Below are 13,488 nucleotides of genomic sequence, written 5' to 3'. Positions count from 1 at the left end.
ACCGTTCTTTTTATAAAGTACAATTAAAAATTCATGTTATTTTTTTCAATATGTTAAGATATTTGTTCCGATTATTTTCGGAACGCTGGAAGTAATAAATTTAATACTTATTACTGCAGCAATAACTTAAGGTGGTTATTGCAATGGGGCTCACCTCTTACCATTCCGAACAGAGAAGTTAAGCCCATTAGCGCCGATGGTACTGCATTTGTGGAAGAGTAGGTCATCGCCTTTTTAGAATCCCGATTCATTTTCTTGAATCGGGATTTTTTTTACCCTATTTCTTTACAACCTTATGTGGTTTTTAAATAGATTTTGAATTTTCTTTTCAAATCTATATATTCCATACACTATCCATACACTATCCATACACTATCCATACACTATCCATACACTATCTATAGATAAAACTGTAGTTAATTTTATTGTTCACAAAAGTTTTAAAAATATATTTAAATATTTAATATATTATAAGTTGAAATTGAATTAAAGGATTAAATACAAAGCTTTTAATAAAAGTAGATTGTTCAATGAATTGATATAAAGCGTATATGTAGAAATGACAAATACTTTTTAATGTTTGAGAGTGTATAGATTAAACTCATAAAAACATTAAAACAAATATGCTTTGATTAATTACCTAATAGTTATTGACTCTTACAATGTTAAAGACCAAGTATGTTGAAGTTTCCTGAATTTTTTAAGTTCACTTCTGAGTATTGGTAGATAATCTTTACCATTACTGTTAGATTTTTCTAATCGACTGCAATTTTTGTATAATAAATTTGTTAAGCGTCTAACTGATGCAATATGTTTATGCTTTTTATCACTAAATTTTTCTAATTCAGCTTTTTCAATTTCAGGAGCTAAAGAAGTTGATTGTTGAATGATATCTCCAGAAAAATAGATATTTGAATCTTCTGTGCCATCTGGTTGTAAATAGGATAAATCTTGATTCAAATATGTAGAAATACTTCTAGATAAAATAATAATTTCCATAGCCTTTTGATATATAGGCAGGTGGGATAAGTGTGAGGACATATTTGAAATCATTTTTAAATAGCAATTGTATCAAAAGTAGTGACAAGTTTTGATTTTTGACTTTTGATTTTAAAGAAAAACTGTATATTTGATTTAATAATTAATGTATATTTTAAATTTGCTTTAAAATGAGTCTAGATCAATTAAACTGGAAAATTCTTAAATGTTTACAGAGCAATGCAAGACAATCAAATGCTGAAATAGGCAGACAAGTTGGTATTAGTTCTCCAGCAGTTTCTGAAAGAATTAAGAAAATGGAAGACTTAGGAATTATTCAAAATTACCATACAACGGTTTCTCCTTTTGAAGTAGGTTATCAATTGAAGGCACTTATAACTATTCGTGCTTTTATGGGTATGTTAAAACCATTTTTAGAAAAAGTTAAGACATTCGATGAAGTTATTAATTGTTATAGAATAACTGGAAATGAAAACATAGTGATGGAGGTTGTATTAAAAAATCAGAAACATTTAGAAACTTTCATTGATCAACTAATAGTATATGGAGAAACAAAAACTCAAATTGTACTATCTCATGTAATAAAGCACAACCCTGTCAAGCCTTTAAAGTAAAAATGAATTATTTATTATATAATTCATTTTTACTTTTTAAATATTGTTTTAAATAATATAAAAGACTAACACAAACAAGCCCTAAAATTCCCATAATTAGCCAAGTTGTGTTAAAACCAAAATTATCTACAAGTTGCAGTCCTGCATTGTGGCCAAAAATATGAGCAATAGAAAAAGAGATGGTATACAAAGCCATATATTCACCTTGATTTCCTTTTTTTGCTCGTTGCATGGCAAACGCATTTGAAAAAGGAAAAGCTATCATTTCGCCAATAGTCATTAAAAGCATTCCAATAACTAAGATACCAATCCAAGATGTTAGATCTAATACAAGGAAACTAATTAACGTTAAAAGAGCACCAAAAATCATCAAACCAGGTTTTGTGTATTTTGTGTGTTCTAACCATTTAATAAGAGGCATTTCTAATACAAAAATAAAAAAACCGTTCAGTCCTAATAATAACCCAATTTCTAATTCAGATAATTTATGGACATCTTTATAATACAAAGGCATGGTAGAAAAATATTGTAAAAAGATTATTCCAAACAAGGTCATAGATGTAAGAAAAATCCAAAATGCTTTGTCTTTATAGGCAGATTGTGGATTTTCGTTTATAACAGTATCTATGGCTTTAGCTTTTTTGGGATTTAATACCTTTACTAAAAGGATTGTTGCTAAAATACAGGTTATACCATCTACCCAAAACAAGCCGCCATAACTCATAGTAGTAATAATTAATCCACCAACTGCTGGTCCAGCTGAAAATCCTAAATTTATAGCCAAACGAATTAAAGTAACAGATCTTGTTTTATTTTCAGGCTTACTATATGCGCTTAGTGCCACAAACATAGCAGGACGAAACATATCTGCAACTAGCATGATTACAAAAATTCCAAAACAAAATGTGGCAAACGTATTTAAGTATTGTAGTCCAATAAAAAGAATTCCAGTAGTAAGTAGACTTCTTACCATAACTTTATAATAGCCTATTTTATCTGTTAGTTTGCCGCCTAACCAAGAACCTACTACAGAGCCTAAGCCAAATGCAGACATAACCCAACCTACTTGAGCAAAAGTAAAATTCAAATCTTTTGTTAAGTATAAAGACAGAAAAGGAATCACCATGGTTCCTGCTCGATTAATTAGAGTAATTAATGCAAGCCACCATACTTCAGATGATAATCCTTTAAAGGTATTTAAATAATTGTTAAAGAGTGTTTTCATTTTGGTTGGTTATTGTAAAAATAAAAAGTCCGACGTTATTGTCGGACTTTTCTATATTGATTCATGTTATATTAATATCACTAGAATACATAAAGCGTCCAACTCATGGAATATGAAGTACATTGCTTTCTATAAATGGTGACAAAATTTTGCATTATTATTTTATTTAAGAATCAAATCTAAACAAAATACTTAAAAGTTGTACTTTTGAATTGTAAAAAAAATAAAATGAAATACTTCCTACACTTATTTTTGATGATTTCGGTATTAAGTTGCGCACAAGGCAAACAACCTATTTTGGGCGAAACTGAATTTCAGAAAAAGATGAATGCCGATTTTAAAGATGCAACAAAATCGCCATTAAAAGATAATGACCGTAAAGATTTTAAAGGATTGGATTTTTTTAAATTTGATTCTATTTATGTTGTTACTGCAAGTCTTACCAGAACTCCTGACGAAGCACCTTTTAAAATGAAAACAACCACAGAAAGAATGCCTATGTATGTAAAATATGGTGTTGTAAATTTTGAATTAAAAGGAGAGACTCATGAACTTAACATCTATCAGAATTTAGATTTAATGAATGAAGTTGGCTATGAAGATTATTTGTTTTTGCCATTCTTGGACCTAACAAATGGTGATACTACGTATGGAGGAGGAAGATATGTTGAGTGTAAAATTCCTTCAGATAATGAAGTAGTTATCGACTTTAATTCGGCATATAATCCGTATTGTGCTTATAATGAAAAATATTCTTGTCCAATTGTGCCACGAGAGAACTATCTAGAGACTGAAGTGGAAGCTGGAGTAAAAGCTTATGAGAAACATTAATAATATTTTACTTTACTAGAAACAATCCTAAAAAGACAGCCAAAAAGCCAACTACAAAACTTGCAATAGTATAAATAGCAAAGCTTGTGAAATCGCCAGATTTTAAGAGTACGTGGTTTTCGTAAGCAAAGGTAGAAAAGGTCGTAAAGCCACCACAAAAACCTGTTGCTAGTATAAGGGTTTGATTGGAATTAAGTGTATTGTTTTTTGCTGCCAAACCTAAAATAACACCAATAAGTAAGCTGCCTAGAATGTTAGCAGCAAACGTGCCATAAGGAATTCCTGATTCAGGACTGTTTAAATATTTACCAATTAGATATCGAAGAGCACTTCCAAATCCGCCACCAATAAAAACTAAAACTAGATTTTTCATAATTATTTCCCATTAGTTTGGGAATTTATTTATTCTTTTATGGCAATATAAATTTCGGTAATCCAGTTTGCAGGATTTGGTGTTTGAGTAGGATCTGTAACATACACTTCAAGCATTGGCCCTTGTTCAGTAAGCTCTAATCCATTTTTTGGAATGTATTCCATGATGTTTTGCCAAGCTTCTTTTAAATTACTGTAATTACCTTTAAGCGTCGTTTTTACAGCTTTAAATGGTTCAAGTTGTCCAGTTAAAATATCGCTTTCAGTAGTAATTACTTGAGCAGTAGTTGGTACACAGCATGAAAACATGACAGAGTTATTTGCTTCGTCCCATTTATGATAATAGATAAAAGGAGGCCCAGCAGTTGTTATATTATTTTCTTTTACATAATTTCCAACTTTAGAAAGCATGTCTGTCATGACGTTCTCAAAATTATCCATTTTACTTGAAGTTGTATTATAAAGGTAGAAACCTCCTCCATGTTGGGTTATGCCATCCATTTTAATTGAATAGACTTTCGTTGAAGCAACAACAATACTATCTAGTTTTTCTAAGCCACGTTCAAAATCTGGACCTATCATTTTTTCGAACCCTCCTGAAAAAGCTGCATATGCTTTAAACATAAAGGGAATTTTATCAGAATTCATTTTCCATGAGACTTCAGTTTGCCCTTCTGAAATTGGATTAAATGTCCAGTTAATTCTTGAAGGTTCAAAATCGCCAAATTGTAATTCTTGGTCTATTAAAACATTGTCTAAAGCATCAATAGTTTTCATATTCCCTTTTCCATCTTTGTCTATCCAAGAATAAGAACCTCCAATTCCTTCAGTTTGTTCGCTTAAAGTAATAATAGTTGTAGGGTCTTTTTCAACCCAAGAAGACCAAGCTTCCCAGTTTTTAAAATCAATCACATTATTATATATTACTTGTGCTGGCGCATTGATAGTTCTATTTCTTTTTATTTCAAAAGAATTAGGCTGTACAGCTATATAAATTGCCAGACCAATAAAAACTATTAATAATAAAAAAATGATGTATTTAATTGTTTTCATCTAAGATAGGTTCATGTTTTATCAAAGATAATCAATTTTATACTATCTTAATATATGTTACATTTGTAATACAATTATAAAAATTTAAAGATGAAAATTAAATATGTATTAGGTTTAGCTTTAGCAATAACTGCTTTTGTGTCTTGTAAAAGTGACAAAAATGAGCCAGTTGTAGAAATTGCCGAAGTGCAAGTAGAAAAAGTGTTTGATTATAATGTTGAACAATTTGCCGACATAAAGGTACTGAGATATCAAATTCCTGGTTGGGATAATTTAACATTGAAAGAACAGAAGTTAGTGTATTATTTGACACAAGCAGGATTAGTTGGAAGAGATATCATGTGGGATCAAAATTACCGACATAATTTAAAAATTAGAAAGGCTTTAGAGTCTATTTATACAAATTTTAATGGAGACAAAACAACGTCTGATTGGGATGCGTTTGAAACTTATTTGAAGCGTGTTTGGTTTAGTAATGGAATTCATCATCATTATTCTAATGCTAAAATTGAACCTGAATTTTCACCAGAATATTTAAGAGTATTATTAACCGAAACAAACACCACTTTAGAAGGCGACCCTTTTGATGTGATTTTTAATGATAAAGATTCTAAAAAAGTAGATCAAAGTAAAGATGTTGATAATGTGTCGCTTTCTGCTGTTAATTTTTATGGACCAGAAGTGACAAATGCAGATGTAGAAAAGTTTTATAAAAATAAGAAATCACCAAATCCAGAGAAGCCTTTATCTTTTGGATTAAATTCAAAATTAGTAAAAGAAAATGGCCAGTTAAAAGAATTGGTTTATAAATCTGGTGGATTATATGGTTCTGCCATTGATGAAATTGTAAAATGGCTAAAGTTAGCAGAAGGTGTTGCTGAAAATGAAGCACAAGGAAATGCTTTGGGTTTATTAATTGAATACTACAATACAGGAGATTTACAAACTTGGGACGATTATAACGTAGCATGGACAGCTGCAACTGCAGGAAATGTGGATTATATAAACAGTTTTATTGAAGTGTATAACGATCCTTTAGGTTATAGAGGTTCTTATGAGAGTATTGTTCAAATCAACGATTTTGACATGTCACAAAAAATGAAGGTTTTGTCTGATAATGCACAATGGTTTGAAGATAATTCTCCTTTAATGGAAGAACATAAAAAGAAAAATGTAGTTGGTGTAACTTATAAAGTGGTTAATGTGGCAGGAGAAGCAGGAGATGCATCTCCAAGCACACCAATAGGTGTTAATTTACCAAATGCCAACTGGATTCGCGCTGCAGTTGGAAGCAAGTCTGTTTCTTTAGGTAACATTATTGAAGCTTATAATAACGCTGGAAGTTCAGGCAGATTAAAAGAATTTGTTAACGACGAAGAAGAGTTACAATTAGAAGAAGAATATGGTCAATTAGCAGATAAATTGCATACAGCTTTGCATGAAGTTATTGGTCATGCCTCTGGACAGTTAAATCCTGGTGTTGGAGAAACTAAAGAAACTTTAAAGAATTATGCTTCAACCTTAGAGGAAGGACGTGCAGATTTAGTAGGACTTTACTATTTATACAATCCTAAATTACAAGAATTAGGTTTGGTTGAAGATTGGCAATCTGTTGGAAAAGCTGCTTACGATGGTTATATTAGAAATGGTTTGATGACACAATTAATCCGTTTAAATTTAGGCGATGATGTTGAAGAAGCTCACATGCGTAACAGACAATGGGTAAGTGCTTGGGCATATGAAAATGGGAAAGCCGATAATGTGATTGAAAAGGTAACGCGAAACGGAAAAACCTATTTTAATATTAACGATTATGATAAGTTACATGACCTTTTTGGGCAGTTGTTAAAAGAAACACAACGTATCAAATCTGAAGGAGATTATAAAGCTGTTGAAACGCTAGTTGAAACTTATGGTGTTATAGTAAATCAGGATATTCATGCTGAAGTTTTAGAAAGAAACAAACAGTTTACTTCTGCTCCTTATAGTGGTTTTGTAAATCCTGTTTTGGTTCCAGAAACAGACGATAATGGAGAGATTACAGCTATAAAAGTAACACAACCGGAAACATATTCAGGGCAAATGCTTGATTATAGTAAAAACTATAGTTTTCTTCCAGAAGAGAATTAATAAGAGATAATCTTTAAACAAAAAGCCTTAATGTTCCTTTCATTAAGGCTTTTTTTATGCTTAATCACTGAATTCTTGTTATTTGTTGATGCTAAATTTTAAAAGAATAAAATTTATAACAAGTAATAAAAGTAATATGAGAAAAGAATTCATGATGGTTGGTTTTTATTATACATCGTTTAGATTTTAATTTGTCATCAAAGAATCTTAATGTAGATTAAAATGAAATGTTAACACAAGTTGTAATAAATAATTAAAAGAGTATTTAATAATAATCAGTTACTTAAAAAACCATTTAATTGAAACAATAAAAAGAATAAAAGATATAAAAGCAATTAACACCCAAACACTTCCTTTGTAGTATTTACTATGAATTTTTTTGTCGTGTCTGTATGTGGAGAATATGATGATGATAAATGCAATAGCAAATAAAATTCCAAAAACTAATTGACCATTTGTAAACATATCCTTAATTTTATGCAAAAATAAGAAAACAAATAGGATTAGATTTCCATTTTCAAGGAAATGAAAAATATATTTTTATGAAAGATAAAATAGAAGCTGTTAAAGCATTCCACACAGCCTTTAAAATAGGACATCGCGAAACTCCAAAAGCAGATTTAGGTATAGAAAAAAACATGCTTCGATATAAATTGATGCGTGAAGAAAATGAAGAATATCTAGAAGCAGCAAATGATAATGATTTGGTTGAAGTTGCTGATGCTCTTGGAGATATGCTTTACATTCTATGTGGAACCATTATAGAACATGGTTTACAACATAAAATAGAAGAAGTCTTTAATGAAATTCAAAGAAGTAATATGAGTAAATTGGATGAGAATGGAGAACCAATTTATAGAGAAGATGGCAAAGTATTAAAAGGGCCAAAATATTTTAAACCTCAAATAGCAGAAATTTTAGATAAATAAAAAAAGGGAAGCATTGCTTCCCTTTTTTTATTTTACTTCATGTCTCCAATGATGTTTGTCTTGAGATACATTATGTTGGATTTCTAGTAATTGCTTTTTAAACAAACTAGCATAAGAGTCTTCATTATCTGGAATTTCAAAAACTTCTTCAGCATGTTCGAAAGCAGAAATAGGACTTATTACAGCTGCAGTTCCTGCTCCAAAGATTTCTTTTAAACTACCATTTCTTGCAGCTTCCTTAATCTCGGTTACTGGAACTCGTTTTACCTCTACAGTAATCCCATTGTCTTCAGCTAGCTGAATGATGCTTTTTCTTGTTATTCCATCTAAAATTCTATCGCTAATTGGCGCAGTTACCAAGGAGTCATTAATTCTAAAAAAGATGTTCATAGTACCTGCTTCTTCTAAAAATTCGTGGCTACTTGCATCTGTCCAAATAATTTGCTGATAGCCTTTTTCTTGGGCCAATGCCGTAGGATAAAATTGTGCTGCATAATTTCCTGCCGCTTTAGCAAAACCAACGCCTCCATTTGCAGAACGACTGTATTTTTCAGCAAATAAGACTCTAACTTTTCCAGAATAATAAGCTTTTGCTGGAGAGCAAATAATAATAAAGCGATAGCTATTTGCTGGAGAAGCCGAAATGGCTGGCTCAGTTGCAATAACAAATGGTCTTATATATAGAGAGTTTCCAATGCCAGATTTTATCCACTCTTTATCCATTTTTAATAAGGTTTCCAAACCATTTAAAAAGTAATCTCTCGGAAATTCTGGCATAGCTAAACGAGCTGCAGATTTGTTTATTCTTTTATGGTTTTCATCTGGTCTAAACAACCAGATTTTTCCGTTCTCATCTTTATAGGCCTTCATGCCCTCAAAAACAGCTTGGCCATAATGAAAAACTCTGGCAGAAGGTTCAAAACTCATTGCTTGATAAGGCATAATTTTTGGTTGTTGCCATACACCATCAATAAAATCGCAAACAAACATGTGGTCTGTAAAAATTCTACCAAAAACTAAGTTATTAAAATCAACATCTTTTATCTTAGATTTACTAGACTTTACAATATCAATTTCACTATTTGAAGGATTCGTCATTATGATTTTTTTGTACTGCGAATTTATAAAATTTATGTAGTATAAAAAACCAAAAGGGTTTTTAAAAAATGTGTATATTTGGTGTTAAACTTATTTATAAATTTTTAGAATGATTATGAAGCACATTTTAGCACTTTTCGTACTAACATTAATATTTGTTTCTTGTAAGAAAAATACAAACGAAACTCAAGATAACACGGTAATTACGGAAGAAGTAAAAGAAATAGCTTACGCCTCTTTTGGAGATAAAATTGAAGCAGATAATGCTATTGAAGCAAAATTAATGGCTGATACTTATAAAGATATGACTGTAGGAGATAGTATCTCAACAAAAATGATTGCAAAAGTAGATGAAGTTTGTCAAGCTAAAGGTTGCTGGATGAAATTAGATATAGGAAGTGAAGAGCAGGTTATGGTGAAATTTAAGGATTACGGATTTTTCATGCCAAAAAATATAGCTGGAAAAGAAGTTATTGTTAATGGTAAAGCCTTTGTAAGTGAACTTTCTGTTGAAGAACAACGTCATTATGCTGAAGATGCTGGAAAATCTGAAGAAGAAATAGCTGCTATAACAGAGGTAAAACGAACTTATACGTTTGAGGCAGATGGGGTTTTATTAAAGGAAGAATAAATGAGGGTTTTTATTTTAAGTTTGTGTATTATCACTTGTTTTTTTGGTTGTAAACAACCCGAAAAAGAAATAGTGACAGCTAAAGAAGAATTGGTTTACGATATGTACCAGCCTTCTGAAATGGCAAATCTCATGAACGAGATGTATGCACAAAATTTGAAAGTAAAAGAAGATATATTAAACGGAATTGTTCCTGAAGAATTTCCATTAGATTTTTTAAAAATTCATTCAGCAGAATTATCCGAATTTAAAAGTAGAAACGAAACATTTCAAAGTTTCTCCAAATTATTTATTGAAAGTGAAAAAGAGATATTTAATACAGAATCTCAAGTACCCATAGAAGAACGTTATAATAATACAATTAACCTCTGTATTTCTTGTCATCAAACAGAATGTACAGGACCCATTTCTAGAATCCAGAAACTATTAATTAAATAGATTTTGGATCGTAAAATCATCACAACTGCAGATGGTTCTAAAACAATTCAGCTTATAGACTTAGATGAGCAATACCATTCTATTCATGGAGCTTTGCAAGAATCTAAACATGTGTATATAAACCAAGGTCTGCTCCATTTTTATCATTTACATAATAAAAAATTAAAAAATATTTCCATTCTAGAAATGGGTTTTGGAACAGGTTTAAATACTATAGCTACTCTAGTTGAAGCCAAAAATGAAAACCTTCAAATTAATTATGTTGGAGTAGAAGCCTATCCTATATCAAAAAAAGAAATTCTGGAATTGAATTATGGAGAACAATTTTCATTTGAAAATTCCAGCCAATTATTTAATAGTATTCATAGCTGTTCATGGGGGAAAGCACATGCAATAACTCCTGACTTCACTTTAGAAAAACAACAAAAACTCTTTTCAGAAATTACGGGTCAAAACGCTTATCATATCATTTATTTTGATGCTTTTGGACCACGTGTTCAACCTGAACTTTGGACAGAAGACATATTTAAAAAAATGTATCATGCATTAAAAGAAGATGGTATTCTTGTAACCTATTCTGCAAAAGGAAGTGTTCGTAGAGCTATGCAAAATGTAGGATTTAATGTAGAAAGAATTCCTGGGCCTCCAGGAAAACGTGAAATGCTTCGTGCAACGAAACATTCGGTGAGCTAGCCGAGCCCAATGTTATTAAAAAGCAACGAAACATTCGGTGAGCTAGTCGAGCCAAGCTTTTTATAAAAACAATTCAATTTCTAAAATCTATAAACTTTCGTTAAATCTGTTAAACCTTATATAAAGTCAAAGACAAAGACTTGTCTATTCAGTATCTTTAAATAAAAATTTACAATGAAAGTTTTAATTACAGGATCAACAGGATTAGTTGGGAAAGCCATTGTGGCTCAATGTAAAAAACAGGCTATTTCAGTTCATTATTTAACCACTTCAAAAAATAATATTGAGACTACTGAACATTACAAAGGATTCTATTGGAATCCTAATAAGCAGGAAATAGACTCTTCATGTTTTAATGGAGTTGACGCAATTATAAACCTCGCTGGGGCTTCAATTTCTAACAGATGGACAAAAGCATATAAACAAAAAATTTTAGATAGTAGATTGCAATCTTTACAGCTTTTAAAATCAACTATTAAGAAAGATAATATTAAGATTAAGCATATAATTTCTGCTAGTGCTATTGGTATTTATCCAGATTCACTTACTAATTATTATGAAGAAAATTATCAAGGTCATTCTTCAAGTTTTTTAGGAGAAGTAACAACACAATGGGAAAAAGCAACAGATTCTTTTTTAGAGTTAGGCATATTAGTAACAAAAATAAGAATAGGTATAGTACTAGATAATCAAGAAGGAGCCTTACCTCAAATAATGAAGCCAATTAATTTTGGTCTTGGAGCAGCTTTAGGAAGTGGATTGCAATGGCAATCATGGATTCATAAAGAAGACCTAGCCAGAATATTTGTTTACACTTTAGAAAACAAATTAGAAGGAGTTTATAACGCTGTTGCTTCCAATCCAGTAACTAATCAAGAATTAACGAAAGTAATTGCAAATACAATAAATAAACCTTTGTGGTTGCCAAACATTCCAAAGGTTTTTATGAGTTTAATATTAGGAGAGATGCACGTATTACTTTTTGAAAGTCAGCGTGTCTGTTCTAAAAAGATTATAGATACAGGATTTGAGTTTCGTTTTGTAAATCTCAAGCCTACATTAGAAGATTTATTATAAAAAAAATGCTGTTACAATTGTAACAGCATTTTTTTTATAATAAATCTATTAATTAAGCTTTAGTAGCTGTAACATTTATTTTAAGTTCAATATCATCATTAATATACTTATCTTTTAAGTTATCAAAAAACGATTTAGAACCATATTTCACATTCCATTTAGAACGATCAATAGTAAATGTTTCACTAGTAATAGCTAGAGTATCTCCATTTTGATTTACAGTTACAGGAATTGTAATGTTATTAGAAACATCTTTCATTTTAAGATTTCCAGATAACATGGTTTTACCATCTACTGTTTCAATTCCAGTAATTTCAAAAGCTGAAGAAGGGAATTGTTCTACATCAAAAAAGTCAGGGCTTTTTAAGTGTCCAGTTAATTTTGCATGACCTTCATCTTCAACAGGCATATCCATAACATTAATAGAATTCATGTTTATTAAAAATGTACCACTTTCTAAAGCATCGTTATTCATAGTCATCACACCACTTTCAATAGAAATAGTACCATTGTGTGAACCTGTAGGTTTATGACCTGTCCACATAATTGTAGAACCTTCAGTATCTACTTTGTATTTTGTTGAAACATCAGTTGTCTCTGTTGTAGCTTCTGCTTCAGATGTCTCTACTTCTTTTGCTTTATCTTTACAACTTGTAAAAGCTACTGCCATTATTGCTACAGTTAATACTGTAAGAAATCTTTTTTTCATAATAAATAATAATTTTAGTGTTAAGTGGCAAAAATAAGCATTAGAATATTAATAAAAACTTAAAAAAAGATTAAAATTTAATGGTGACATTTTGACATTTTAATAATAATGGCAGTACTTTTGCCATCCTATTTAAGTATTTTAAAAAAATTATAAGTACGACTATGAGTAAGAAAGATAAACATGCAGATGTAGCATCAGAACAAGTTGATGAACAGAAGGTTAATCAAGATGAGCAAACTAAAGAAGAACAGCTTCAAGAAGAATTGAAACTAGAGAAAGATAAATTTTTACGGCTGTTTGCAGAATTTGAGAATTATAAAAGACGTACTTCTAAAGAGCGTATAGAGCTATTTAAAACAGCTAGCCAGGATGTAATGGTTGCATTATTGCCAGTTTTAGACGATTTTGACAGAGCCTATTTAGAGATTTCGAAAACTGAAGAAAAGGATTTGTTAAAAGGTGTAGAATTGATTAGTAATAAACTAAAAAACACCTTAAAAGGGAAAGGATTAGTAGAAGTTGAGTTAGCTCAGGGAGATGTTTTTAATGCAGATAACCATGAGGCAATTACACAAATTCCTGCTCCTTCAGATGATTTAAAAGGCAAAATTATTGATGTCGTAGAAAAAGGATATAAATTAGGAGATAAGACAATTAGATTCCCAAAAGTAGTTATAGGACAATAA

Annotated in this window: 15 protein-coding genes and 1 rRNA gene; 10 read left to right on the top strand and 6 right to left on the bottom strand. The window is 30.6% G+C overall.

Translation table 11 applies throughout. The features are described from left to right. Positions 1-127 precede the first annotated feature (127 nt). Positions 128-235 (top strand): 5S ribosomal RNA (gene rrf, locus LX78_RS12855). Positions 236-657: 422 nt separating this feature from the next. Here the strand turns inward: rrf and LX78_RS12850 are convergent. Further along, complete coding sequence (locus LX78_RS12850; RefSeq protein WP_245881532.1) at positions 658-999, bottom strand: hypothetical protein; 342 nt, start codon at positions 997-999, stop codon at positions 658-660. Between the two features lie 170 nt (positions 1,000-1,169). On the opposite strand from LX78_RS12850, the gene LX78_RS12845 reads away from it, so the two are divergent. After that, on the top strand, positions 1,170-1,613 hold the full coding sequence (locus LX78_RS12845) for an Lrp/AsnC family transcriptional regulator (RefSeq protein ID WP_109683108.1): 444 nt from the start codon (positions 1,170-1,172) through the stop codon (positions 1,611-1,613). A gap of 7 nt (positions 1,614-1,620) precedes the next feature. Here the strand turns inward: LX78_RS12845 and LX78_RS12840 are convergent, their stop codons facing one another. Then, the gene (locus LX78_RS12840; RefSeq protein ID WP_109683106.1) at positions 1,621-2,838 is read right to left on the bottom strand and encodes an MDR family MFS transporter; all 1,218 of its coding nucleotides are present in this window, start codon (positions 2,836-2,838) and stop codon (positions 1,621-1,623) included. A 228-nt stretch (positions 2,839-3,066) separates the two neighbouring features. Between LX78_RS12840 and LX78_RS12835 the strand changes: the two genes are divergently transcribed. After that, positions 3,067-3,669 carry a DUF1684 domain-containing protein gene (locus LX78_RS12835; RefSeq protein WP_109683105.1) on the top strand — a complete coding sequence of 201 codons (603 nt, stop codon included), beginning with the start codon at positions 3,067-3,069 and terminating at the stop codon, positions 3,667-3,669. 7 nt (positions 3,670-3,676) lie between these two features. Here the strand turns inward: LX78_RS12835 and crcB are convergent, their stop codons facing one another. Next, positions 3,677-4,042, bottom strand: a complete 366-nt coding sequence (gene crcB / locus LX78_RS12830; protein ID WP_109683103.1) for a fluoride efflux transporter CrcB — start codon at positions 4,040-4,042, stop codon at positions 3,677-3,679. A gap of 29 nt (positions 4,043-4,071) precedes the next feature. Next, positions 4,072-5,094: an SRPBCC family protein gene (locus tag LX78_RS12825; protein ID WP_109683101.1), complete on the bottom strand. Its 1,023-nt coding sequence runs from the start codon at positions 5,092-5,094 to the stop codon at positions 4,072-4,074. A gap of 90 nt (positions 5,095-5,184) precedes the next feature. Here LX78_RS12825 and LX78_RS12820 point away from each other — a divergent pair, with 90 nt between their 5' ends. Both LX78_RS12820 and LX78_RS12810 read left to right on the top strand, forming a co-directional pair. Further along, complete coding sequence (locus LX78_RS12820; protein WP_109683099.1) at positions 5,185-7,224, top strand: dipeptidyl-peptidase 3 family protein; 2,040 nt, start codon at positions 5,185-5,187, stop codon at positions 7,222-7,224. A 542-nt stretch (positions 7,225-7,766) separates the two neighbouring features. Further along, on the top strand, positions 7,767-8,153 hold the full coding sequence (locus LX78_RS12810) for a pyrophosphohydrolase domain-containing protein (protein WP_109683095.1): 387 nt from the start codon (positions 7,767-7,769) through the stop codon (positions 8,151-8,153). Positions 8,154-8,180: 27 nt separating this feature from the next. Here LX78_RS12810 and LX78_RS12805 read toward each other — a convergent pair whose 3' ends face one another. Next, complete coding sequence (locus LX78_RS12805; RefSeq protein WP_109683093.1) at positions 8,181-9,251, bottom strand: branched-chain amino acid aminotransferase; 1,071 nt, start codon at positions 9,249-9,251, stop codon at positions 8,181-8,183. A 115-nt stretch (positions 9,252-9,366) separates the two neighbouring features. Between LX78_RS12805 and LX78_RS12800 the strand changes: the two genes are divergently transcribed. The 4 genes from LX78_RS12800 to LX78_RS12785 all read left to right on the top strand — a co-directional run bounded on the left by LX78_RS12800 (position 9,367) and on the right by LX78_RS12785 (position 12,090). Next, complete coding sequence (locus LX78_RS12800) at positions 9,367-9,882, top strand: DUF4920 domain-containing protein (RefSeq protein ID WP_109683138.1); 516 nt, start codon at positions 9,367-9,369, stop codon at positions 9,880-9,882. A gap of 72 nt (positions 9,883-9,954) precedes the next feature. After that, entirely contained in the window at positions 9,955-10,320 is a 366-nt protein-coding gene (locus LX78_RS12795) for a hypothetical protein (RefSeq protein ID WP_245881531.1), read from the top strand. Positions 10,321-10,323: 3 nt separating this feature from the next. Then, on the top strand, positions 10,324-11,013 hold the full coding sequence (gene mnmD, locus LX78_RS12790) for a tRNA (5-methylaminomethyl-2-thiouridine)(34)-methyltransferase MnmD (RefSeq protein WP_109683089.1): 690 nt from the start codon (positions 10,324-10,326) through the stop codon (positions 11,011-11,013). Between the two features lie 174 nt (positions 11,014-11,187). Continuing rightward, the gene (locus tag LX78_RS12785; RefSeq protein WP_109683087.1) at positions 11,188-12,090 is read left to right on the top strand and encodes a TIGR01777 family oxidoreductase; all 903 of its coding nucleotides are present in this window, start codon (positions 11,188-11,190) and stop codon (positions 12,088-12,090) included. Positions 12,091-12,142: 52 nt separating this feature from the next. On the opposite strand, the gene LX78_RS12780 is transcribed toward LX78_RS12785, so the two are convergent. Beyond that, positions 12,143-12,799 (bottom strand): YceI family protein, encoded by a 657-nt coding sequence (locus tag LX78_RS12780; RefSeq protein WP_109683085.1) that lies wholly within the window; start codon positions 12,797-12,799, stop codon positions 12,143-12,145. Between the two features lie 164 nt (positions 12,800-12,963). Between LX78_RS12780 and LX78_RS12775 the strand changes: the two genes are divergently transcribed. Further along, on the top strand, positions 12,964-13,488 hold the full coding sequence (locus tag LX78_RS12775; protein ID WP_109683083.1) for a nucleotide exchange factor GrpE: 525 nt from the start codon (positions 12,964-12,966) through the stop codon (positions 13,486-13,488).

This window comes from Xanthomarina spongicola (assembly GCF_003148645.1).
Lineage (GTDB): Bacteria > Bacteroidota > Bacteroidia > Flavobacteriales > Flavobacteriaceae > Xanthomarina > Xanthomarina spongicola.
The sequence above is the reverse complement of the archived record's forward strand: the minus strand, read 5'-3'. Positions and strand labels throughout refer to the sequence as shown.

Coding starts and splice junctions, on each gene's coding strand:
- LX78_RS12780 (WP_109683085.1), bottom strand. CDS start 12,799: ATGAAAAAAAGATTTCTTACAGTATTAACTGTAGCAATAATGGCAGTA.
- LX78_RS12800 (WP_109683138.1), top strand. CDS start 9,367: ATGAAGCACATTTTAGCACTTTTCGTACTAACATTAATATTTGTTTCT.
- LX78_RS12810 (WP_109683095.1), top strand. CDS start 7,767: ATGAAAGATAAAATAGAAGCTGTTAAAGCATTCCACACAGCCTTTAAA.
- LX78_RS12840 (WP_109683106.1), bottom strand. CDS start 2,838: ATGAAAACACTCTTTAACAATTATTTAAATACCTTTAAAGGATTATCA.
- crcB (WP_109683103.1), bottom strand. CDS start 4,042: ATGAAAAATCTAGTTTTAGTTTTTATTGGTGGCGGATTTGGAAGTGCT.
- LX78_RS12850 (WP_245881532.1), bottom strand. CDS start 999: ATGGAAATTATTATTTTATCTAGAAGTATTTCTACATATTTGAATCAA.
- LX78_RS12845 (WP_109683108.1), top strand. CDS start 1,170: ATGAGTCTAGATCAATTAAACTGGAAAATTCTTAAATGTTTACAGAGC.
- LX78_RS12785 (WP_109683087.1), top strand. CDS start 11,188: ATGAAAGTTTTAATTACAGGATCAACAGGATTAGTTGGGAAAGCCATT.
- LX78_RS12775 (WP_109683083.1), top strand. CDS start 12,964: ATGAGTAAGAAAGATAAACATGCAGATGTAGCATCAGAACAAGTTGAT.
- LX78_RS12820 (WP_109683099.1), top strand. CDS start 5,185: ATGAAAATTAAATATGTATTAGGTTTAGCTTTAGCAATAACTGCTTTT.
- LX78_RS12825 (WP_109683101.1), bottom strand. CDS start 5,094: ATGAAAACAATTAAATACATCATTTTTTTATTATTAATAGTTTTTATT.
- LX78_RS12805 (WP_109683093.1), bottom strand. CDS start 9,251: ATGACGAATCCTTCAAATAGTGAAATTGATATTGTAAAGTCTAGTAAA.
- LX78_RS12835 (WP_109683105.1), top strand. CDS start 3,067: ATGAAATACTTCCTACACTTATTTTTGATGATTTCGGTATTAAGTTGC.